The sequence below is a fragment of the Betaproteobacteria bacterium genome (genome assembly GCA_016720925.1).
Classification (GTDB): domain Bacteria; phylum Pseudomonadota; class Gammaproteobacteria; order Burkholderiales; family Usitatibacteraceae; genus UKL13-2.
In genome coordinates, this window is the sequence record JADKJR010000007.1 from 103,105 (window position 1) to 125,384 (window position 22,280).

Sequence of the window (22,280 nt, forward strand, 5' to 3'; positions counted from 1 at the left end):
GGTGGAAAGCCACTGCGGGTTGCCGCATAATTGTAAAAGTCGATTTTCTTGAAGGGCCTCAAATCATGTCATCGCAAAACAATGCATTCGATTTTCAGAAAATTCTCTCCAGCGCGCAGGAATCCGGCGAGCGCTGGATTCAGGGGCTCGGGTCCATTCCGACCCCGGCCAATGCCAACGAAGCCTGGCAACAAGTGCTAAATAACATGAATCATGAACCGGCAAAACTGGCGGCGCTGCAAAAGCGTTTCGTCGATGAGCAGCAACGATTGATGAGGAGTTTTTCCGAGCCGCAATCCGCGGACGCAGCGGACTTCGCGAGCCTGCAGGACAAGCGGTTCTCCAGCGAGGCGTGGCAGGCCTCTCCCCAGTTCCGTTATCTGGCGGAATCGTATCTGGCGGCATCGCGGCTGTTGCTGGAAAGCATCGACGATGCCGATGTCAAGCCGGACATGAAGCAGAAAATGCGCTTTTTCGCCAAGCAGTATCTGGATGCGATGTCGCCCTCGAATTTTTTGATGACCAATCCCGATGCGCTGAAGTCGGCGATTGAGTCCAAAGGTGAGACGCTGCGTGCGGGTCTCGAAAATCTCAAGCAGGACATGGACAAGGGGCACATTTCCATGACCGACGAGGAGGCCTTCGCGATCGGCGAGAATATCGCGCTTTCGCCCGGAAGCGTGGTATTTGAAAACGAGATCTTGCAGCTGATTCAATACTCTCCGGCGACGGCGCAAGTGCATATGCGGCCGTTGTTAATGGTGACGCCGTGCATCAACAAGTTTTACATTCTAGATCTGCGGCCAGACAACTCCTATATCAGATACGCGGTGGAACAAGGGTTCACCGTTTTCGTCACCTCGTGGCGTAACGTGACGGAAGCACAAGGCCATCTCACCTGGGACGATTACCTCGCCAACGGTGTCATCAAAGCCATTGATGTCGTGCGGCAGATTACCAATGTGGAAAAAATCAACACCCTCGGGTTTTGCGTGGGAGGCACCATGCTGGCGAGCGCTTTGGCCGTATTGCGCCGCATGGGACACGATGTCGTCGAGAGTGTCACGTTTCTTGCCACGTTTCTCGATTTCGCGAATGTCGGCGACATTTCGGCCTATATCGATGACGCCTTTATCGCCAGACGCGAACGCGAGATTGGCCAGGGCGGCATTATCAGCGGCAGCGAACTTGCCTTTGCGTTTACATCGCTCCGCGCCAATGAACTGGTGTGGAATTACGTCGTCAACAATTACCTCAAAGGTACCAAGCCACCTGCGTTCGATCTCTTGTACTGGAACTCGGACAGCACCAATCTGCCAGGCCCGTGGTACACCTACTACCTGCGCAACACTTATTCCGAAAACAACCTCATCAAACCGGACAAGCTCACGATGTGCGGCGTGCCGGTGGATCTTTCATACGTCGACATGCCGGCATTTGTATTCGCCGCCAAGGAAGATCACATTGTCCCGTGGAGCGGTGCGTATTCGAGCGCATCTTATCTGGGGGGTGATACCGAATTCGTGCTGGGTGCGTCAGGGCATATCGCTGGTGTGGTCAATCCGGCATCGAAAAACAAACGCAGCTATTGGACCAATGGCCATCTCGATCAGTCGCAAAGCAAGTGGTTGGGTCGCGCCGTGGAAACCGAAGGCAGCTGGTGGCCGCATTGGATCGACTGGCTGGAACAGTTCGGCGGCAAGATGATTCCCGCGCGCAAAACGCTGGGCAATGCGGACTTCCGGCCCATCGAGCCGGCGCCCGGACGCTATGTGAAGGAAAAGGCTTAGCCACGTCCCGGCATTCGATGTGCGCGGACTGACTTGGCGCGAGAATGTAGCAAGTGGTATTGTTGGTGAAAGCAAATCGAATCTGAACCATCGCCCGCAAGGCGATTGGTCAATAACCTGAAAAAACCGAGGAGAGAACGATGGCACAACGCATTGCGGTGGTAACCGGCGGCATGGGTGGTCTGGGCGAGGCAATCTGCATGAAGCTCTCCAGAATGGGCATCAAGGTTGTCGTGACATATTCGCCGTCGAATACGAAATCCGAAGCGTGGCTGAAGGACATGGCCGCAAAGGATTTCCATTTCCATGCGTATCCCGTCGACGTCGCCGACTACGATTCCTGCGCGGTGGCCGTTGCCAAGATCCAGAAAGAGATCGGGCCGATCGATATCCTGATCAATAACGCCGGCATTACTCGCGATACGACCTTCAAGAAAATGACCAAGGTCGACTGGACAGCGGTGGTCAGCACCAACCTGGATAGCGTATTCAACATGTGCAAGCCAGTGGTTGATGGCATGGTTGAGCGCGGCTGGGGACGAGTGATCAATGTATCGTCAGTCAACGGCCAGAAGGGCGCGTTCGGCCAGACCAACTATTCCGCGGCGAAGGCCGGCATGCACGGATTCACCAAGGCGCTCGCGCTGGAAGTGGCTAAGAAGGGCGTCACGGTAAACACCATTTCGCCGGGCTATATCGGGACCGCGATGGTGACGGCGATTCCGGAAGACGTGCTGAACTCGAAGATCATTCCGCAGATTCCGGTGGGACGTTTGGGCAAACCCGAAGAAGTTGCCGGGCTTTGCGCATATCTGGCCTCAGAAGAAGCCGCATTCCTGACGGGCGCGAACATTGCCATCAATGGCGGACAGCACATGTTTTGATGCTGCGGTTGTGCAGGACGTGAAAAAGGGCGCCGACGGCGCCCTTTTTTTGTCAAACGCAAGTACTGGTGCGGCCTTCAGGCCATTTTCGTGCCGCGAAGCGCACCAGTGCTGGAGTTTGCCGTGCCTATGCGTACATATGCAGTCCGCCATTCACCGACAAATTCGTACCGGTGATGTAGTTCGATTCTTCCGACGCCAGAAACGCGATCGCGTTTGCGATATCGTCGGGAAAACCCATCCGGCCGGCAGGAATGCTGGCGACGATTTCGTCACGCACATCGTCGCGAATCGCGCGCGTCATGTCGGTATCGATGTAGCCGGGCGATACCGCATTGACCGTCACACCTTTCTTGATCACTTCCTGTGCAAGCGACTTGGTAAAGCCGAGTACGCCGGCCTTGGCGGCGGCGTAATTGGTCTGGCCGAATTGGCCTTTGACGCCATTGACGGACGAGATGTTGATGATGCGGCCCCAGCCGCGCTCAACCATGCCTTCGATCACGTGCTTGCTGGTATTGAATACGCTGGTCAGGTTGGTGGTCAGGACCGCGTTCCAATTCTCGGGCGTCATCTTGCGCAGTGTTGCGTCGCGCGTAATACCGGCGCAATTCACCAGTACGCTGATCGGGCCATGTTTCGCCTCGATTTCGCGGACCATTTTCCCGGTGGCTTCATAGTCACTGACGTCGCCAAACGCGACGTCGCTGCAGCCGCCGTTGAAACCGACGCTGGCCATTTCAGTTTGCCAGCGGGTTTCCGAACCCGGAACAACGTAATTGGCGATAACGAAATAGCCTTTTGCCGCGAGTGCTTTGCTGATTCCGGTGCCGATTCCGCCGACACCGCCGGTAATGAGTGCGATTTTCTTGGTCATATGTGTTTACTTGCGGGCTACGCGAGTCCTGTTAGAAATTTCACTGTAAAAAAGCCCCGAAAACATGGTTTCCGGGGCTAAGCCTAATCATGTTGATTAGGAGGAGGAGACTTACAAATTGATTACTTGCGCTTGCTGGAAGCGGTTGCCTTGGTGGCGGTTTCCGTCGCGGCTTTGAACGCGGTGTCGGCAAATGTCGACACTTGCTTCGATGCCTTGGACATCGTGTCCATGGCAGCGGTCGATGCAGCAACGCTGGACTTCAGCGCGGCGAAAGCAACGTCGCTACCGGCGGGTGCGTTCTTGGCGGCTTTATCAAGGCCGTCGACAACTGATTTCTGGAAAGCCGAGACGCGCTCTTCGATCAGTGACGAGTATTGTGCTTGGGCGAAGTTGCTGATGTCATACAAATTCTTCGAATAGCCCATCAGGAATTCCAGACCGGTTTCAGCGGCTTTGGTACGCAGGCCGTTGAACTCTTGTACGTCCTTGACGGAGGTTGCGGCTTTGGAGCTCTTGGCGGTTTCGTCGAGGCCAACTTTGGCGGCTTCGAGGTTCAAGGCAAAGAAACGCTCTGCGCTGTCAAACGAGACGCGGGCAAATTTGGTGGCGGCATCAACAGCGGACTTCGAGAATTCGCCGATTTGTTCGTTGCTCATATTCAGGTTGGACATGGTATTACTCCGTAGGAAAAAAGTTTCGGGGAAATAGCGCCACATCAGTCCTTCTGAAACAAATGGTGCGCTGCACAATTGATATATTAGGGGCGGGAAGATCGAATGTCAAGCATTATTTGTGCAGCGCAGCATAAATATCTTTTGCCGCTGCAACAAACAAAAAATGCTAAGATAATCAAATAGCTACTTGCGTGTGCCGGTAGAATGCATTGCGCCGCGATGGACTTTTCGCGATGGATATTATGCTTGCGCAACATTGAATACAAATGACTGATCGCGGTTACCTGGCGTCAGGTGCCTGCAACCCGAAGAAAAGGATCAATCGTGACTCGAATCATCAAGAAATATCCCAATCGCCGTCTCTATGACACCGAAACCAGTGCCTACATCACGCTTTCGGATGTCAAACAATTCGTGCTGGAGAATCAGGTATTCGAGGTGCAAGACGCGCGCAGCAGCGAGAATCTCACGCGCAGCATTCTGCTGCAGATCATCCTCGAAGAAGAAAGTGGCGGCGTGCCGATGTTTTCCGCCGACATGCTCGCCAACATCATTCGCTATTACGGGCACTCCATGCAGGGCCTGATGGGAAGCTATCTTGAGCGCAGCATCGGCGCCTTCCACGAAGCGCAACGCAAGTTCCAGGAACAGACTCAAACGCTGTACGGCACGCTGGGTAACGTCGCTCCCGTGCTCGCGCCGCTCAGCAAAGCGGTGCCTGCGCTCGATCCGGAAGCTTGGACAAAGCTCATTCCCGGCGCAGCAACCGGCGTGCCCAACATGATGGGCGACTATCTGGAGAAAAGTGCCTCCAACGTGATCGGCATGCAGGAGGAATTGCGCAAGCAGGCCATGCAAATGTTTTCGACCTTTCCTTACAACCCGCTGGCCGCCAATGCCGGTGATGAAAAGCCGGCTGCCACGTCCGCCAGCGAAAGCAAAACCACCCGCGCCAAACCCAAGGCCAAGAAAACCGGCCGAGGCTAACCGGCGCGCATGAAGTTGAGCATGAAGCCATCAAATACCAGCAATCCCGGCAGTCCCATCAAGATCAGCAAACGAAAATCAAAGCCGCCGAAAGTCGGCTTTGTTTCGTTGGGCTGCCCCAAGGCGCTGGTCGATTCCGAGCAGATCATCACGCAACTGCGTGCCGAGGGCTACGAGATCGCCCCCAACTACGCCGGCGCCGATCTGGTGGTGGTGAACACCTGCGGATTCATCGACTCTGCCGTGGAAGAATCGCTCGACGCCATCGGTGAAGCGCTCGCGGAAAATGGCAAGGTGATCGTCACCGGCTGCCTCGGCGCGAAGGCAGGCGCGGGCGGCGGCAATCTCATCAAGCAAGTCCATCCGAAAGTGCTGGCCGTTACCGGCCCGCACGCGAAGGATGAAGTGATGCACCATGTGCACGCGCATCTGCCGCAGCCGCACGACCCGTTTATCGATCTCGTGCCGGCGGCCGGCATCAAGCTCACGCCAAAACACTACGCTTACCTGAAGATTTCCGAAGGCTGCAATCACCGCTGCACGTTTTGCATTATTCCGTCGATGCGCGGTGACCTCGTCAGCCGCCCGGTGGGCAGCGTGATGCAGGAAGCGGAGAACCTGATCAAATCCGGCGTGAAGGAATTGCTGGTGATTTCGCAGGACACCAGCGCCTATGGTGTCGACGTGAAATACCGCACCGGTTTCTGGAACGGCCGCCCGCTGAAGACACGCATGACGGAGCTGTGCGAGGCGCTAGGCAATATCGGTGGAACCGAAAAACCGTGGGTACGCTTGCACTATGTGTATCCGTATCCGCACGTAGACGAAGTCATTCCCCTGATGGCCGAAGGCAAAATCCTGCCGTATCTGGATATCCCGTTCCAGCACGCCAACCCGCGCATTCTGAAATTAATGAAGCGCCCCGCCGCAGCGGAAAAAACCCTCGAGCGCATCCAGGCGTGGCGCAAGATTTGTCCTGACCTGACGATTCGCTCGACCTTCATCGCCGGCTTCCCGGGCGAGACCGAAGCCGAATTTCAGGAGCTTTTGGATTTCCTGACCGACGCGCAACTCGATCGCGTCGGCTGCTTCGCATACTCACCGGTGGAAGGCGCCAAAGCAAATGACCTGCCGGACGCGGTTCCGGCTGAAGTGCGCGAAGAACGCCAGGCACGCTTCATGGCGCATCAGGAAAAAATCAGCAAGAAACGACTGAAAGCAAAAGTCGGTCGCGAAATCGATGTGCTGGTCGATCGCCTCGCCGAAGACGACAAGGGCAATCGCATTGCCATCGGGCGTTCAAAGGCGGACGCGCCGGAGATTGATGGTGTTGTTTACGTCACCGGTGCGAGCAAGAAATTGCAGCCCGGTGAGTTCCTGCGCGCGCAGGTCGTCGCGGCGCAGGCGCATGATCTGACGGCGGAATTTGTTCCATAGGTAGAAATGAAACTCAAGCACTGGTGCGGCTTTCTTGGCATTATTGCTCGGAACGCCGCGCCAGTTCTTGTGTCTGCAACCTTGCGCAGCCCGACAAGTTTCCGCGCGGCAATGACTTTGATCGCTGAATGCCGATACGGCGACAGGTGTGTTTGTTGAATTCGTTTAGGGTGTGATAATTGGTACCACGCCGTTGATTTCAAAGGCTTCGCCTTTGCGCGAGGCTTGTAAGCGCGCAGAACTTTTTTCACCGTTTATGGACACCTCGACGGGTGTCCATTTCTAGTTGGGCGTCATGAACTCACCGGTTCTTCCAGTCGAGGCTAACGACATACTGCGCCGGCTGTTTGTAGGCGCAGTCGTGAACGGCGTGCGATTCGGGTTGCTGCAGTTGCTGTTCGACAATCAGTCTGCCGTTGGAGAGCCATATCTGAACCTTGCCTCACAGTGGCGGGTGTTCGACCTGATGGAAACATTGACCAGTTCGTTTCCCGGAGCTGGAGCTTTGTCCAAAAGGAGCTCCTGAACCAAGTTGGATTGCTCGCGCTTGTCGCTACTTCACAAGCAGTGTCCAGCAAGTTGAAAGGTCTTCGGGTTTCCGTCGGCCAGCACTTGGTCTTGACCTTCACTGACGAAGCACGGTCCTCTTCCTGAACGGCAAGGACACAGAGCTTTTGGTACGAACCGTGGACTGCTGGCCGCCCATGCACCTCCTGAGCAACATACCGAGGTAATCGCTTGCCCAGGCGGAGAACTCGCCTTCATCCTTCCAACACGGGCGAACGACGCATGACGCCCAACCCCTCGTTGCACCCGACCTGCATCAGCCGGCTTCGCCGGTTGCCCACAGGCGGGTGAACTCAAACGCTAGACGCTTTTGTAAGTCACGTATGCGCAAGCACGTCCTTCTCTACGGCCTCATCGGCGGCGTCCTCATCGCCGTGCTCAAACTCATTGAGTACCGTTGGCTCGTGGTGGAGTATTCGGTGGAAATCTACGGCGCGCTGGTGGCGGCGGTGTTTGCCGGTTTTGGCATCTGGCTCGGCCGCAGGCTCACGCGGCCCGCGCATCACACCGAGACGGTGGTGGTGCGCGAAGTCGTGGTGCCGGCGCCGGCCAACTTTGTGCGTGATCAGAACAAGGTTGAGTCGCTCGGCATCACGCCCCGTGAACTGGAGATTCTGGAGCTCATCGCCGCAGGGCTTTCCAACAAGGAGATCGCCGCGCGAGTGTTCGTCAGCGAAAACACGGTCAAAACGCATTCGAGCCGGGTGTTCGACAAGCTCGGCGCGCGGCGGCGGACCCAGGCGGTACAGTTGGGAAAAGAGTTGCGATTGATCCCTTAGTCGCGCAGTTCAACGGGCGCCCGGCTGGCAAACGGAATCCCGGCCTCCCACTTTCGAGTGATTTCGCGCAAAATTGTTGAAAATCATCCTTTCGGGTGACGCGCAGGAGATGGCGTGGCGGCCAGAATCGGCCCTCCTCAACAAACCTGGGAGTTGCGATGCAAAAAATTGTGCTGACCTTCGGGCTCATTTCGGGCGCCATCCTGTCGGCGATGATGCTCCTCACGCTGCCCTTCATGGACAAGATCGGCTTCGACAAGGGCGAAGTCATCGGCTACACGACGATGGTGCTCGCCTTCCTGATGGTGTTTTTCGGCGTCAAGTCGTACCGCGATAACGTGGCGGGCGGCAGCGTGACGTTCGGCCGCGCCTTCCTCGTGGGCCTGATGATCACGGCCGTCGCCAGCGTCTGCTACGTCGCTACCTGGCAAGTGGTCTACTACAAAGTGGCGCCCGACTTTGGCGAGAAATACACCGCGTACGCCGTGGAGAAGGCGAGAAAAGCCGGCGCCACGGACGCGAAAATCGAGGCGACGAAAAAGGAGATGACGGAATTCATGGAGATGTACAAGAATCCGCTCGTGAACATCGCCATCACTTTTCTCGAGCCGTTGCCGGTCGGGCTACTTTTTACACTCGTGTCGGCGGGTGTGCTGAGCCGGAGGCGGCGGGCAGAAGGGGCGGCAGTCGCGTCAATTTAATTTGTGCTGGCGGGGCGGTTGTCCTTTGCCAGCCGTCATTCAAAACATCGCACCACACAGGAGGAAATTATGGAACTGGGCGCTTTCTCTGTCAGCTTGGCCGTAAAAGATATCGAGGCATCGAAGGTCTTTTACAAGAAACTCGGCTTTACCGTTTTTGGCGGGAATCAATCGCAGAATTGGTTGATCATGAAAAATGGCGACCACGCAATCGGGCTGTTCCAGGGCATGTTCGACAAGAACATCCTCACCTTCAATCCGGGCTGGAATAGCGATGCCCAGCCAATCGGAAAATTCACCGACGTTCGCGCGTTGCAGCGTCAGCTCAAGGATCGCGGCGTAAGCATGATTTCCGAAGCGGACGAAGGCACCACGGGTCCGGCCAGCTTCATGATTGCGGATCCGGATGGAAACGCGATTCTGGTTGATCAGCACGTGTAGGCAGCGGCGCCGCTGTCTTAACCATCAATCATCACCCAAACGGCAAAATATGCTGCATCACCTTTCTCTTCCCGTTAGCGACATCGCACGTTCGGACGCTTTCTATAGCGCGGTTCTCTCGCCGCTTGGTTACGTTCGTGTCTGGGTGTATGACGATGCGGTGGGCTATGGCCCGCCCGGTGGTGGTGACAAGTTTGCCATCAAGCTCAGCAGACGCGCCGTAATACCACCCGTCACCGGATTCCATGTCGCATTCGCCGCGCCGACGCGTGAATGCGTCGTGCGCTTTCATGCGGAAGCACTGTCGCATGGCGGCAAAGACAATGGTCCGGCCGGCTTGCGTCCGCATTATGGCGAGCATTATTTTGCCGCGTTCGTGTTTGATCCGGATGGGTATCAGCTTGAAGCGGTAATCAACGCACCGGTGTGATCAAGCCGGCGAAATGTTGTGAAACACTAGCACTGGCGCGGCGTTCAGGCCACAAATGCTCTGAAATGCGCGCCAGTGCTTGTATTTGTACTGACGAAAGAAGAAAATCACCAACGCCTAATAGCGATCATCCATCGCAAAAATCGGTGTGCGTGTCGCCCATTTCCCGGCGGTAAAGTCGGGAAACTCAAGCGTGCGATTGCCTTCGCGAATCGACTGTTCGGAGAGCGGGGCAATTGCGCTCCAGGCGACGGCATCAAAGATGTCGATGGGCATCGGCGTGTCGGCCTTCAGCGCTTCGACGAAGGCATGAATGACGAAAAAATCCATGCCGCCGTGTCCCGCGCTTTCGGCCTTGCCGGCGTGGCGCTTCCACAGCGGGTGATCGTACATATCGAGCCACGCCTGCGCGGGTTCCCAGCGATGGGGCGTCGGGCTTTTGCCTTCGAAGTAGAGACTTTTGTTGACGTCCATCCAGATGCCGCGCGTGCCCTGCACGCGAAAGCCGAGGGAATAGGGGCGCGGCAGGTTGGTGTCGTGTTGCAACAGGATGGTCTCGCCGTTGGCGCAGGCGATTTGCGTGGTGACCACGTCGCCCAGCGCGAAATCGACCTTCGCGCTCGGATGATCCTTGCCGCCGACCGCGGCGGCATATTCCTTGAGGCCGCGTGCCTTGGTGGCAAAACTGCCGATGCGCGTGAAGCGATTGCCACGATGGATATTGAGCCACATCGCGGCGGGACCGATGCCGTGGCTGGGGTAAAGATCACCGTTGCGGGTAACCGAATGCGGCGTGCGCCAGCGGGACTCCGACCAGCCTTTCGCGCCGAACTCGGCGCCGCGCTCGTAAGGCAGTGCCGGATTGCCGGAATTGAACTTGACGCCGCGCAGATCGTGCTGGTAGCCGGCCTGCACGTGTATCAGCTCACCGAACAGATCCTGCCGCACCATATTGAGAACGGCCATCACGTCGCGCCGGTAGCAGACGTTTTCCAGCAGCATGTATGGCGTGCCGGTGCGCAACTGGGTGCGCAACACCTGCCAGTGGTCGTCGAGCGTGACTCCGGCTACCACTTCGCAACCTACCGCCACCTTGGCCTCCATTGCCGCAATCGCCATGGGCGCGTGCCATTCCCAGGGGGTGACAATCAGCACCGCGTCGAGCGATGCCTTGGCCAGCATCTCCTCCCACGCGCGGTCATCGCCGGTGAACACGCGCGGCTTGGCGCGGCCGGCCTTTTCGCATTGCTTCAGCGCGGCGTCAATCATCGGCGGCTCGATATCGCAGATGGCGGTGATGTCGACATCGCTGCGTTTGAGCAGTTCTTCAAGGTGAACTTGACCCCGCAGGCCGGTGCCGATGATGCCCACGCGCAAGCGTTCCCGGGTTTTCGCGAAGGACGGAAAGGTAAGTGAGGATGCCAGCGCGCCAATCGTGGTGGCAATGAAATGACGTCGATTCATCCGGGACCTCGATGCGCATGGGTAGTGTGGAATGAAAAAGCCCGCGTCATGCGGGCTTGGCTTGCGGCGACTTGATTATTGCCGCGTCAATTTGTTATCGACGATCCTGATCTGGTCGCCGACTTTGTAGGCGGTCGCGGCGTTGTAGGTAAAGGTACGCGACTCACCGGTGTCCAGTTTGACGATAACCTGATACTGGGTTCGGGATTTCGAGCCTTTCTCGACTTGATGGCCCGCATATGCACCACCGGCAGCGCCTGCGACCGTCGCCACATCTTTGCCACGACCGCTCCCCACTTGGTGGCCCAGCACGCCGCCCAGTACGCCGCCAGCAATGGCGCCCACACCGGATGCTTGCCCTTTAAACTGAACGATCTTCATGTCGGTGACGATGCCACAGGTGTTGCATGCAGCGAACGCGCCATTGGCCATCAACAGGGCGGCTGCCAAAAAGAGTGCCTTTGTCATTTTCATCAGGTTACTTTCAAAGAATGATAGCGGCCAACGATATTGTTGCCGACGAAAAGTTTTCTCACCGAAAAGTAACGACTCAGCGCTTGGCCGGTTTACCGCTCCACGTCACTCGCGCGCAGTTGCGGGAACAGGATGACATCGCGAATCGACGGGCTGTTGGTCAGCAACATGACGAGGCGATCAATGCCGATACCTTCGCCGGCGGTCGGCGGCAGTCCGTATTCCAATGCGCGCACGTAGTCGGCGTCGTAGTGCATGGCCTCGGCGTCGCCCGCGTCTTTCTGCCGCACCTGATCCATGAATCGTTCGGCCTGGTCTTCGGGATCATTCAACTCCGAGAATCCATTGGCGATTTCGCGCCCGGCGATGAAGAGTTCGAAGCGATCGCAGACGGCCGGGTTCTGGTCGTTGCGGCGCGACAGCGGTGAGGTTTCCGCCGGGTACGAAACCAGAAACGTTGGCTGGATCAGCTTCGATTCAGCGGCCGCTTCGAATAATTTCAGTTGCAGCGTGCCGATGGTGTCGGTTTCTTTCGCATTCTCGCCGTTGGCGCGGATATGTTTCAGCAATGTCGGGCCGTCGTTGAAATCAATGCCGGCCAGATCCGGCGCGTACTTCTTCACCGCGTCCACCATCGTCAGGCGATCGAACGGCTTGCCGAAATCGATTTCCATGCCTTGGTAATCAATGAGCGTCTTGCCCAGCACTTTGGTGGCGATGTCGCGGAACATGTCCTCAGTGAACTGCATCAGGTGTTCGTAGTCGCGCCACGCGATGTAGAACTCCATCATCGTGAATTCCGGGTTGTGACGTACCGAGATGCCCTCGTTGCGGAAATTGCGGTTGATCTCGAACACGCGCTCGAAACCGCCCACCACCAGGCGCTTCAAATAGAGTTCCGGCGCGATGCGCAGGTACAGTTCCATATCCAGCGCGTTGTGATGGGTCTTGAACGGACGTGCCGCGGCGCCGCCGGGGATCGGATGCATCATCGGCGTTTCCACTTCAAGGTAGCCGTGTTGCACCATGAATTCGCGCATCGATTGAACGATCTTCGAGCGCACCACGAAAGTCTCACGTACTTCGGGGCTCATGATCAGATCGACATAGCGCATGCGATAGCGCTGTTCGGTATCGGTCAGGCCGTGGAATTTTTCCGGAAGCGGTCGAATCGATTTGGTGATGAGGCGAATCGATTTGACGTGAATCGACAATTCGTTGGAGTTGGTACGGAACAAATAGCCTTCGGCACCGACAATGTCACCCAGATCGAAGCGCTTGAACGCCTCCATGGCCTCTTCGCCGATGTCATCGCGTTTCACATATAACTGGATGCGGCCCGAAGCATCCTGGATGGTGGCAAACGCAGCCTTGCCCATCAAGCGTTTCAGCATGATGCGGCCGGCGACTTTGACGTCGATGTGCGCGTTGGCCTCGAACTCTTCCTTCGATTTCGTGCCGTGTGCGGCGTGCAGTTCCTGCGCGGCGTGCTCGGGGCGATAGTCGTTCGGGAACGCGTTACCGTTCGGGCTGGCGGCGCGCAGGGCCTTCAGCTTTTCGCGGCGGTCGGCGATGACATGATTCTCGTCGGGCGGCTCTGAGTGTTGGGGCGGTTGGCTTGATGGATCTTTATCTTTATCGGACATGATGTTGCCTGATGAAATGGAATGGGTAACGCGGGTCAAGCTGTTTTGAAGCTGGTGAGGGCAATGCCTGCGAGGCACAAAGCGACGCCACCAACCTTTGTCACGGAAATGGATTCTCCGAAAAATAATGAACCGATGGTGAGCGTGGAGATCGTGACCACCGCTGCCGTGGTCACGAACGCAGTTGAGAGTTCCCCGCCCGCGCGGTAAGCGAGAAGGAAGCCGATCTCAATCAGCACAATGCTGATAGCGACCCCCAATACGGCCCAGTTGAGCTTACCCACCTCGACGGCCAGCGAATCCGCCATCGGAAAAAGAGAGAACAACGGCAAAGTCGCAAGGGCAGCGAAAAGATAAAATACCACCAGCGACACGATGGGATGTGCGTCAGGCGCCACACTTTTCTGCGTAACGTGATAGAGCACCTGACCGATGACGGCGATGACCAGCGCCAATATGAGTCCCACTTTCATTACACGCCTTGTTTCAAGCTGGCCTCGATGAATTCATCCAGGTGGCCATCAAGCACCTTCTGCGTATTGCCGGTTTCGTAATTGGTGCGCAGATCCTTGATGCGTGACTGGTCCAGCACATACGAGCGGATCTGGTGGCCCCAGCCAATATCGGTCTTGGAGTCTTCCAGTTTCTGCTGGTCGCTTTGGCGTTTGCGCAGTTCCAGCTCGTACAGCTTGGCTTTCAGCATTGACATTGCTTCCGCGCGATTGCGGTGCTGCGAGCGATCATTCTGGCATTGCACCACTACGCCCGTCGGTGCATGGGTGATACGCACGGCGGAGTCGGTTTTGTTGATGTGCTGGCCGCCCGCGCCGGAGGCACGATAGGTATCGACGCGCAGGTCCGCTGGATTGATGTCGATTTCGATGGAATCATCCACTTCCGGATAGACGAATACGCTCGCGAAAGACGTATGGCGCCCACCGGCCGAATCGAACGGTGACTTGCGCACCAGGCGATGCACGCCGACTTCGGTGCGCAAAAAGCCGTAGGCGTATTCGCCGATGACCTTGATCGAGCAGGATTTGATGCCTGCCACGTCGCCCGCGGACTCTTCGAGCAATTCGGTCTTGAAACCTTTCCGTTCGCAGTAGCGAAGGTACTGCCGCATCAGCATGTTCGCCCAGTCCTGGGCTTCGGTGCCGCCCGCGCCGGACTGGATGTCGATGAAGCAGTTGTTCGGATCCATCGGGTTATTGAACATCCGCCGGAATTCCAGATCCAGCACTTTCTTTTCCAGCTCTTTGGAATCGCTGCTGACAGCGAGCATGGTGTCGTCGTCGCCTTCGCCTTTGGCGAGATCGAACAGTTCGCGCGCATCCTTCAGGCTGCTGGTGAGCAGTGTCAGCGTCGCGACCACTTCATCGAGCGACTTTTTTTCCTTACCCAGCTCCTGGGCACGCTTGCTGTCGTTCCAGACCGTCGGGTCTTCGCTCAGCCGGTTGACTTCCTCGAGACGCTCGGACTTAGCGTCAAAGTCAAAGATACCTCCGCAACTCGACCGTGCGATTGGTCAAGTCGGAAAGGGAATTGGAGATGGCGTTTAGCTGATCGGCTTCCATGATGCTTTTCATAGGTGAATTCAGCGGCCATTATACGCGACGACGCCCTGCTCAGGCCACGTAATCCAGAACCAGTTGCAACGTTTTGCTGCCGCGAAACTCGTTGATCGATGGGCGGAACACCGCGTCAATGCTGGAGTTCAGGGCATCGGCCGAGCCGAAGCGCATGGCCTCGAAGGTGGTTCCGTCCATTGCTATTTTCAGTTTCAGGTGTTTTTCACCCACCACGCGTTGGTCAACGACCTTGAATGCGCCGGTAAAACTGGGCGAAACAAAACCCTGGCCCCACACCTGCGCGTCGATTGTGCTGACAAATTCAAAGTCGAGCTCGCCGGCGCCGAGCGTGCCATCGGTTTCCATGCGCTCGGCAAGATCAGTGGGCGTAAGCATTCCGCGTGCAACGGCTTCAAATGCATCGGCGAAGCGGGCGATGGCGGATTCGGGAATGGTCAGCCCGGCGGCCATGGCATGCCCGCCGAATTTTGCAATCAGGTCGGGCGCGTGTTTGGTGACAAGGTCCAGTGCATCGCGCAGGTGAAAACCCTTGATCGAGCGCCCGGAACCCTTTAGATTGCCGTGGCCGTCGCGGGCAAATGCGATGACCGGACGATGGTATTTCTCACGGATTCGCGAGGCGAGAATGCCCACCACGCCCTGATGCCACGCGGGATCAAACATCGCCAGCGAGTAGCGATTGCCGACATCCACATCCGCGAGCGAAATCATCGCCGCATCTTTCATGTCCGACTCGATTGCGCGGCGTTCACGATTCAATTGGTCCAGCCTGGTTGCCAGTTCCAGCGCTGTGCGGTCGTTGTCCGCCAGCAGGCATTCAATGCCGAGGGACATGTCGTCCAGCCGGCCGGCAGCATTCAGGCGCGGGCCGACCATGAATCCGAGATCGTAGGTGGACGCCCGAGACGGATCTCGCCCGGCCACCTGCATCAGCGCGCGCATGCCGGGACACACACGGCCGGTGCGAATGCGCTGCAACCCCTGCTCGACGAGTACGCGATTGTTGTGATCCAGTCGCACCACGTCAGCGACCGTGCCGAGTGCGACCAGATCGAGCAGGTCGGCCAGATTGGGCTCTGCTTTTCCGGCGAAGTACTGTCGGCGGCGCAACTCTGCGCGCAATGCCAGCATTGTGTAGAAAATGACGCCGACCCCTGCGAGGTTCTTGCTTGCAAAGTTGTCGCCCGCCTGATTGGGATTGACGATCACCGACGCGGCAGGCAGGGACTGGCCCGGAAGATGATGATCCGTGACCAGCACTTCAATGCCGCGCCGGTTGGCTTCCGCGACGCCTTCGACACTGGCGATGCCGTTGTCGACGGTGATGATGATGTGCGGATCGCGCTCCGCGGCCAGCGCGACGATCTCCGGCGTCAGGCCATAGCCGTATTCGAAACGATTGGGGACGATGAATTCGACTTTTCCGCCCATCGCCGAAAGCGCGCGCATGCCGACCGCGCAGGCGGTCGCGCCGTCGGCGTCGTAGTCCGCCACGATCAGCAGCCGTTTGCCGGCGGCGATTGCATCGGCCAGCAGCGTCGCGGCTTTTTCGACATGCGCGAGTTGCGTGGGCGGAAGCAGGGCGGTCAATTCGTGGTTCAGATCGGCGGCGCCTGCAATGCCGCGTGCCGCATACAGCCGCGCCATGCGCGGATCGATGTTCGCGCTGACCAGCGCCTCGAAAGCGGCAGGGTCGCGTTCGCGGGTGACGATCTCAGGCATAGGTGGAGAGTGGTCTTGTGGCGCGCCAGAATCGAAGTAACTGGTTGCGGTGGGTGATGTGATACGACTGCGTACATTTACTATCGGGCGCGTGAATGCTCAGGCGTCGGATGGCGCCCTTGGCGAGGGCTTGGGAAATAGGCAGAAACCATTCGCGATCGAGTCGTTCCAGTTCGCGCGTCCATTCGGGAAAATCTGCATTGCCCGCACATTCGCCACAGGATTCAATGACCGCGAGCACGTTTCCCTCTGCAGACTGAACAGCGTCCCACGACAGGGGCAGCACGCCGATGCCAGTTTTTTTGCAAGTGCCATTGCAAGAGCCGAATTGGCAACCACGCTTTCAAACGATGGCTTGCGAATTGTTGGCCGCGCCCCGCCACCCCAGAACCAGACGCCGCTGATCGTGGGCTTGCCGGCCTCTTCTCGCGCTTCATTGACCGGGTGCCCGAAAAAAAGCATCTGCGCTTCATTTTGCAGTGAACGCCAATTCAAGGTTCCAGTCGACGTTGGCTGGAAATCGGCAAGTGAACCACTTCGGGCGGCCTCAGGCGAAGTCGTCGCCGGAATTTCTGACGGGGGACAGCGGACGTACCAACGCCGTGGCAAGGAAGCAGGTACCGGCGCATGAAACTCCAGTCCCCGATCCGCAAAGTGGACATTGAGCGTTGAGATGAGTTCGGCGGTTTCGGCTGCGCTTACCTCAAGAAATCCCGCCGGGAACATCTTTAGCCGATGACGGTCGGCGATGAGGTGAACAGGTTCGGCAAACATCCAGCCATCATTCGACGCATCCAGCCCGTCGTGCTCGGCAAGCAACGGGGCAATGGCATAAGGCGCCCCGACCCCCCAGCGCTGGAAAAGCCACGATGACGCGCCGGTGGCGCCTTCAACTTGCCGGTCCGCGCGGGCCAGCAATCGCTCCAGCGCCGGGACAGCCGGCGGCGGAAACTGCGTATGTATTTGCGCGGGGAGAAACAGCGAAGGAATGAGTACATCGAGATTCATGCGGTGGGTAGTTTATCATTCGGGTACTTCCTTCCCCTCAAGACGCTCACTTGCAACCCCTTCCGCTATTCATTGGCCTGCGCTACACCCGCGCGAAACGCCAGAATCACTTTATTTCGTTCATCTCCATGGTGTCGATGGCCGGCATAGCGTTGGGCATTGCCGCGCTGATCACGGTGATGTCGGTGATGAATGGGTTCCAGAAAGAGGTGAGGGCGCGCATTCTCGGCGTGTCCGCGCATATCCAGATCATGGGGTTCGATGCCGGTCCGGTTCGCGGCCTCGATGGATGGCGGCAGGTGATGGACGACGTGCGCAAGAACCCGGATGTCACCGGCGCGGCGCCGTTTGTCGATGGCCAGGGTTTGCTCTCTTATTCGGGCAAGGTGCGCGGCACGATGGTGCGTGGCATTCTGCCGGATGAAGAAGATGCCGTTTCCACGCTCGGCAAGGACACGGGGTACGGGCAGATCGGCTCATTGGTGCCCGGCGAATACAACATCATCCTCGGCAGCGCGCTCGCGCGCGCAATGGGCGTGACCCTTGGCACCAAGGTTCAACTCATCACGCCGCAAGGCAACATGACGCCGGCCGGGATGGTGCCGCGATATCGTAGCTTCACTGTCGCCGGCGTTTTCAGTTCCGGACACTACGAATACGACGCCAATCTGGCGCTGATCCATCTGAAAGATGCGCAGGTGCTGTACCAGTTTGGAGAGAACGTCAGCGGTATTCGCGTCAAGCTGAAAGATACCGATCGCGCGCAGCTCGTCAGCCGGCAATTGGGCGAAACCCTGAAAATCGACGGCTACGTCACCGACTGGACCAGACAAAACGCGACTTACTTCCAGGCGGTGGAAATCGAAAAACGCATGATGTTCGTGATCCTGATGCTCATCATCGCGGTCGCGGCGTTCAATCTGGTGTCCACGCTGGTGATGGTGGTCACGGACAAGCATCCCGATATCGCGATTCTGCGTACGCTCGGCGCATCGCCCGGAATGATCATGCGCATATTTTTCGTGCAGGGTGCGGTAGTCGGCTCGCTGGGCACGCTGATCGGTGTCGTCGCCGGCGTGTTACTGGCAATGAATGTCGGGGCCGCTATGGGAGCGGTGGAGCATCTGTTCGGATTCCAGGCGCTGAAACCCGAGGTGTATATCCTCACGTCGTTGCCGTCGGATTTGCGCTGGAGCGATGTCTGGTCGACGGCGCTCATCTCACTGGTGCTGGCATTCGCGGCGACCTTGTACCCGAGCTGGCGTGCCTCGCGCGTGAATCCGGCCGAAGCGCTGAGGTATGAGTAATGAGTAATATCGTCATCGCCTGCCGAGATCTCACCAAGACTTTTCATCAGGGCAATGTGCCGGTCGAAGTCTTGAAGCGCGTCAATCTTGAAGTGGCCGCCGGAGAGACCATCGCCATCGTTGGCGCTTCCGGTTCCGGCAAGAGCACGCTGCTGCATCTGCTCGGCGGCCTTGATGCGCCGACTTCCGGCGAAGTGACCTTGCAGGGCCAGCGCATGGACAAGCTCTCTCCACTCGCGCAGGGCCAGTTGCGAAACAAGGCGCTTGGTTTTGTGTACCAGTTTCATCATCTGTTGCCGGAATTCACGGCGCTGGAAAACGTAGCGATTCCGCTGGCGATTCGTGGTGAGTCCACTGCGCTGGCGAAAGAACGTGCCGCGATAATGCTGGCGGAGGTCGGCCTCTCGCACCGCCTTACTCACAAGCCGGGCGAACTTTCGGGCGGGGAGCGTCAGCGCGTGGCGGTCGCACGCGCGCTGGTCACGCAACCCGCCTGCGTGCTGGCCGATGAACCGACTGGCAATCTGGATCGTGGCACGGCGGATCAGGTGTTCGAACTGATCATGACCTTGAACGCGAAATACAACACCGCGCTGGTGATGGTCACGCACGATCCATCGCTGGCGGCAAAGATGCGGCGAAAGCTGACGCTGACTGATGGCGTATTGGCGTAATTGGGAAGAAATGCTTGAACCACGGAGACCACAGAGAACACGGAGGAAGAGCGAAATTACAAGGCTTTTCTCCGTGGTCTCCGTGGTCAAGTAGTTTTTCGTTGATTAATATTGAAACACTAGCACTGTGGCGGCTTTACAGCCATTTATGCTCCAAGAGGCCCACCAGTGCTAGAGTTTGTCAATTCAAGTAGCATTAGCGGCCGGATGGCCGCAGCGAGCCAATGGCCTCCAGTCTCCTGACTCTTCTTGACGATATCGCCACCATCCTCGACGACGTCGCGGTGATGACCAAGGTCGCGACGCAAAAGACCGCCGGCGTGCTGGGCGACGATCTTGCGCTGAATGCGCAGCAGGTGACGGGCGTCAGTGCCGATCGCGAATTGCCGGTGGTGTGGGCCGTGGCAAAAGGCTCACTCAAGAACAAGGCGATCCTGGTACCCGCCGCGCTGGCGATCAGCGCCTTCGCGCCACGGGCGATCACGCCTTTACTGATGCTTGGCGGCGCGTTCCTGTGTTTTGAGGGATTCGAGAAACTCGCCCACAAGTTCCTGCACAGCAAGCAGGAGGATGAGGCCCATCACCGCGAATTGGTGAAGGCGCTCGCGGATCCCGCTGTCGATCTGGTCGCTCTCGAAAAAGAAAAAATCAAGGGTGCGGTGCGCACCGATTTCATCCTCTCGGCGGAGATCATCGTCATCGCGCTGGGTACCGTTGCCGCGGCGACCTTTGCCCAACAGGTTTCCGTGCTGGTTGGTATCGCCGTCCTGATGACGGTTGGTGTGTATGGGCTGGTGGCCGGTATCGTCAAGCTTGATGATGCCGGCATCTACCTTGGCCGTATTGACGGGAGTGGGGCCGTAGCGCGCATCCTGCGGGCGTCAGGCCGAGGCATATTGTTTGCGGCGCCATACCTGATGAAGTCGCTGTCGATTGCCGGAACTGCCGCGATGTTTCTGGTGGGTGGCGGCATTCTCACCCATGGCATTGCGCCGCTGCATCACGCCATCGAGCAGGCTTCACAGGTGGCGGGCGTTCTGGCAGGCACGATGGCTGTGTTGGCGGATGGCGTTTTCGGTGTTGCGGCCGGTGCGCTGGTGCTGGGTGCAATCACCATCGGGAAGAAATTGCGCGGCCAATCTACGGGCGAGGCGACTTAGGTTGCCACTGAAACTGCTTCAGATTGACCTTGCCGGTACCATCGAAAACCACGCCTTCGGCTTCCAGCAGAATCTTCTGCAAATCGTCGCTGCCACTGTCCCAATGACGCAGCCGCAGGCTGATCCGGCCTTGCGCGTTGATCACGCGATGCCAGGGAATTTTCACGTCTACCGGCGTGCCCGCCAAGGCGTAACCGGCCTGGCGCGCGCATCGAGGCATGCCGGCGAGGGCGGCGATCTGCCCATAAGTGGCGACTTTCCCCTTGGGGATTCTCTTCACAACGGCATAAAAAAACTGGTGCGGTGTTGGTGCCATCAATACTCGACCGGGATCGGATCCAGACTGCGCCACAAATACCACGTCGCCACCGTATTCCACGGTGCCCAGCGCTCGGCGTAGGCCAATACTTCCGACTTGGTCAGGCGATCGCCGTCGTGAAAATGCCTTTCAATTGCACGGATCAAGCCGATGTCGTCCACTGGAAATACATTCGGGCGCATCAGGTAAAAAATCAGGAACATCTCCGCCGTCCAGCGGCCAATGCCCTTGACCTCCACCAGTTCGCCGATCACGTCTTCGTCCTCCATCTTGTGCCATCGACGCGGTTTGATGCGACCGTCGGCGAAGTGGCCGGCCAGATCCTGCATATAAGCAATCTTTTGCCGTGAATTGCCCGCGCTTCTCAACTCCTCGGGCGTGACGGCGAGCATGTTCTTCGGCGTGATCTTGCCGACAACACTGACTGTCTTGTTCCACACTGATTGCGCGGCCTTGACGGAAATCTGCTGGCCGACGATTGCGCGCGCCAGTGTCTGGAAGGGATCACCGCGTGTTCGCAACTGCGCTTCCGGATAACTCTTGATGAGTTTCTTCATCACCTTGCAGCGCTTGCCGAGGTGGGTGCAGGCGTCGTCCCAGTAGTCAGGTTTCATGGTTGTGCGGGCGGCAATGGTGATTTGGGATGGCGACCGCGCCAGCGGCGCGTCACCACGATGCGCCAGACTATCAGCGTCAGGAAATAACCACAAATGGCCGTGACGCTGGCCTGGATGGCGAGGCCGATCAATAGCGTATCGCCCAGTGACACAAACCAGTGAAAGAGTTCCGGGATTGCATTCCACAGGCCGCTTGGGCTGAAGCCAATGTCCGGAGGTAGCACCACCGGGCCGTGATGCCCCGTCACGAGACCGCCGACCTGATATGCGAGCAGGTAGAGTGGGACGAACGTCAGCGGATTGGTGTAGAGCGTCGCGAACATGGCGGCAGGAATGTTCGCCCGCAGTGGAATAGCGATGAGTGCCGCAAGCAACATTTGGATCGGTCCCGGGATGAGGCCGGTCATGAGTCCGATGGCGATGCCGAGCGCGACCGCGCGCCGGTGCATATGCCACAGCCGCGGATGCGCGATCCATGGGCCCAGGAACCGCAGATAGCGGCTGCTGGTGATACCTTCTGGGCGGGGTAGCCTATTTTTGAGAAATTTTTTCAACGGGCTTGTCGGCGTTGTCAGCGAATTGTGGGATCGTTCGTTATTCTGCCGGTAAACGGCGCACGGCGTCGCTTTTAGAAGAACAATAACGTGCGTATCGCGATCCTCGGATTTCTGTCAGGCATTTTCTGGTTGCAGCAGCAAGCGGCATTGCCGGCCATCTGTGCGGTGGG

Annotated in this window: 24 protein-coding genes; 12 read left to right on the plus strand and 12 right to left on the minus strand. The window is 57.9% G+C overall.

Going from position 1 to position 22,280, the window contains the following annotated elements; translation table 11 throughout:
* Nucleotides 1-65: 65 nt before the first annotated feature.
* Entirely contained in the window at nucleotides 66-1,790 is a 1,725-nt protein-coding gene (gene phaC / locus IPP88_12210; GenBank protein MBL0123452.1) for a class I poly(R)-hydroxyalkanoic acid synthase, read from the plus strand.
* 140 nt (nucleotides 1,791-1,930) lie between these two features.
* Complete coding sequence (phbB, locus tag IPP88_12215; protein ID MBL0123453.1) at nucleotides 1,931-2,674, plus strand: acetoacetyl-CoA reductase; 744 nt, start codon at nucleotides 1,931-1,933, stop codon at nucleotides 2,672-2,674.
* A 127-nt stretch (nucleotides 2,675-2,801) separates the two neighbouring features.
* Here phbB (IPP88_12215) and phbB (IPP88_12220) read toward each other — a convergent pair whose 3' ends face one another.
* Nucleotides 2,802-3,551 (minus strand): acetoacetyl-CoA reductase, encoded by a 750-nt coding sequence (phbB, locus tag IPP88_12220; protein MBL0123454.1) that lies wholly within the window; start codon nucleotides 3,549-3,551, stop codon nucleotides 2,802-2,804.
* A gap of 122 nt (nucleotides 3,552-3,673) precedes the next feature.
* Complete coding sequence (locus tag IPP88_12225) at nucleotides 3,674-4,225, minus strand: phasin family protein (GenBank protein ID MBL0123455.1); 552 nt, start codon at nucleotides 4,223-4,225, stop codon at nucleotides 3,674-3,676.
* A 324-nt stretch (nucleotides 4,226-4,549) separates the two neighbouring features.
* Here IPP88_12225 and phaR point away from each other — a divergent pair, with 324 nt between their 5' ends.
* The 7 genes from phaR (at nucleotide 4,550) to IPP88_12260 (ending at nucleotide 9,570) form a co-directional block, all read left to right on the plus strand.
* The gene (phaR, locus tag IPP88_12230) at nucleotides 4,550-5,215 is read left to right on the plus strand and encodes a polyhydroxyalkanoate synthesis repressor PhaR (protein ID MBL0123456.1); all 666 of its coding nucleotides are present in this window, start codon (nucleotides 4,550-4,552) and stop codon (nucleotides 5,213-5,215) included.
* 9 nt (nucleotides 5,216-5,224) lie between these two features.
* Entirely contained in the window at nucleotides 5,225-6,652 is a 1,428-nt protein-coding gene (gene rimO, locus IPP88_12235; GenBank protein ID MBL0123457.1) for a 30S ribosomal protein S12 methylthiotransferase RimO, read from the plus strand.
* A gap of 295 nt (nucleotides 6,653-6,947) precedes the next feature.
* Nucleotides 6,948-7,178 carry a hypothetical protein gene (locus tag IPP88_12240; GenBank protein ID MBL0123458.1) on the plus strand — a complete coding sequence of 77 codons (231 nt, stop codon included), beginning with the start codon at nucleotides 6,948-6,950 and terminating at the stop codon, nucleotides 7,176-7,178.
* Between the two features lie 364 nt (nucleotides 7,179-7,542).
* Nucleotides 7,543-7,998 carry a response regulator transcription factor gene (locus IPP88_12245; GenBank protein MBL0123459.1) on the plus strand — a complete coding sequence of 152 codons (456 nt, stop codon included), beginning with the start codon at nucleotides 7,543-7,545 and terminating at the stop codon, nucleotides 7,996-7,998.
* A 158-nt stretch (nucleotides 7,999-8,156) separates the two neighbouring features.
* Nucleotides 8,157-8,699 (plus strand): DUF4199 domain-containing protein, encoded by a 543-nt coding sequence (locus IPP88_12250; GenBank protein ID MBL0123460.1) that lies wholly within the window; start codon nucleotides 8,157-8,159, stop codon nucleotides 8,697-8,699.
* Between the two features lie 69 nt (nucleotides 8,700-8,768).
* Nucleotides 8,769-9,140 carry a VOC family protein gene (locus IPP88_12255; GenBank protein MBL0123461.1) on the plus strand — a complete coding sequence of 124 codons (372 nt, stop codon included), beginning with the start codon at nucleotides 8,769-8,771 and terminating at the stop codon, nucleotides 9,138-9,140.
* 49 nt (nucleotides 9,141-9,189) lie between these two features.
* Nucleotides 9,190-9,570, plus strand: coding sequence for a VOC family protein (locus IPP88_12260; protein MBL0123462.1), 381 nt, complete (start codon nucleotides 9,190-9,192; stop codon nucleotides 9,568-9,570).
* 117 nt (nucleotides 9,571-9,687) lie between these two features.
* Here IPP88_12260 and IPP88_12265 read toward each other — a convergent pair whose 3' ends face one another.
* The 7 genes from IPP88_12265 to IPP88_12295 form a co-directional block, all read right to left on the minus strand.
* A complete protein-coding gene (locus IPP88_12265) occupies nucleotides 9,688-11,034 on the minus strand; it encodes a Gfo/Idh/MocA family oxidoreductase (protein ID MBL0123463.1) in 1,347 nt (448 codons plus the stop codon).
* Nucleotides 11,035-11,109: 75 nt separating this feature from the next.
* A complete protein-coding gene (locus tag IPP88_12270) occupies nucleotides 11,110-11,508 on the minus strand; it encodes a glycine zipper 2TM domain-containing protein (GenBank protein MBL0123464.1) in 399 nt (132 codons plus the stop codon).
* Nucleotides 11,509-11,600: 92 nt separating this feature from the next.
* Nucleotides 11,601-13,154: a lysine--tRNA ligase gene (gene lysS / locus IPP88_12275; protein MBL0123465.1), complete on the minus strand. Its 1,554-nt coding sequence runs from the start codon at nucleotides 13,152-13,154 to the stop codon at nucleotides 11,601-11,603.
* A 35-nt stretch (nucleotides 13,155-13,189) separates the two neighbouring features.
* Nucleotides 13,190-13,609 carry a hypothetical protein gene (locus IPP88_12280; GenBank protein MBL0123466.1) on the minus strand — a complete coding sequence of 140 codons (420 nt, stop codon included), beginning with the start codon at nucleotides 13,607-13,609 and terminating at the stop codon, nucleotides 13,190-13,192.
* Nucleotides 13,610-13,626: 17 nt separating this feature from the next.
* Nucleotides 13,627-14,731 (minus strand): peptide chain release factor 2 gene (gene prfB, locus IPP88_12285; protein ID MBL0123467.1). Its coding sequence is split into 2 segments (ribosomal slippage): nucleotides 13,627-14,649 and nucleotides 14,651-14,731, totalling 1,104 coding nucleotides; the frame shifts between segments, so codons are not numbered across the junction.
* 51 nt (nucleotides 14,732-14,782) lie between these two features.
* The gene (recJ, locus tag IPP88_12290) at nucleotides 14,783-16,468 is read right to left on the minus strand and encodes a single-stranded-DNA-specific exonuclease RecJ (GenBank protein MBL0123468.1); all 1,686 of its coding nucleotides are present in this window, start codon (nucleotides 16,466-16,468) and stop codon (nucleotides 14,783-14,785) included.
* Nucleotides 16,469-16,567: 99 nt separating this feature from the next.
* Nucleotides 16,568-17,476 carry a hypothetical protein gene (locus IPP88_12295; GenBank protein ID MBL0123469.1) on the minus strand — a complete coding sequence of 303 codons (909 nt, stop codon included), beginning with the start codon at nucleotides 17,474-17,476 and terminating at the stop codon, nucleotides 16,568-16,570.
* A 50-nt stretch (nucleotides 17,477-17,526) separates the two neighbouring features.
* Between IPP88_12295 and IPP88_12300 the strand changes: the two genes are divergently transcribed.
* From IPP88_12300 to IPP88_12310, 3 genes are all read left to right on the plus strand, one after another.
* Complete coding sequence (locus tag IPP88_12300; protein ID MBL0123470.1) at nucleotides 17,527-18,783, plus strand: lipoprotein-releasing ABC transporter permease subunit; 1,257 nt, start codon at nucleotides 17,527-17,529, stop codon at nucleotides 18,781-18,783.
* Entirely contained in the window at nucleotides 18,783-19,457 is a 675-nt protein-coding gene (lolD, locus tag IPP88_12305; GenBank protein ID MBL0123471.1) for a lipoprotein-releasing ABC transporter ATP-binding protein LolD, read from the plus strand. The genes IPP88_12300 and lolD overlap by 1 nt, the downstream gene beginning before the upstream one ends.
* A gap of 224 nt (nucleotides 19,458-19,681) precedes the next feature.
* Complete coding sequence (locus IPP88_12310) at nucleotides 19,682-20,617, plus strand: DUF808 domain-containing protein (protein MBL0123472.1); 936 nt, start codon at nucleotides 19,682-19,684, stop codon at nucleotides 20,615-20,617.
* Here the strand turns inward: IPP88_12310 and IPP88_12315 are convergent.
* Genes IPP88_12315 through IPP88_12325 form a run of 3 tightly spaced genes read right to left on the minus strand, consistent with a single transcriptional unit; the run spans nucleotide 20,598 to nucleotide 22,107 of the window.
* A complete protein-coding gene (locus IPP88_12315) occupies nucleotides 20,598-20,933 on the minus strand; it encodes an MGMT family protein (protein ID MBL0123473.1) in 336 nt (111 codons plus the stop codon). The two genes, IPP88_12310 and IPP88_12315, sit on opposite strands and share 20 nt — an antisense overlap.
* Nucleotides 20,933-21,550: a DNA-3-methyladenine glycosylase 2 family protein gene (locus IPP88_12320; GenBank protein ID MBL0123474.1), complete on the minus strand. Its 618-nt coding sequence runs from the start codon at nucleotides 21,548-21,550 to the stop codon at nucleotides 20,933-20,935. Before IPP88_12320 ends, IPP88_12315 begins: the two co-directional genes overlap by 1 nt.
* Nucleotides 21,547-22,107: a DUF2062 domain-containing protein gene (locus IPP88_12325; GenBank protein MBL0123475.1), complete on the minus strand. Its 561-nt coding sequence runs from the start codon at nucleotides 22,105-22,107 to the stop codon at nucleotides 21,547-21,549. The genes IPP88_12320 and IPP88_12325 overlap by 4 nt, the downstream gene beginning before the upstream one ends.
* Nucleotides 22,108-22,280: the final 173 nt, after the last annotated feature.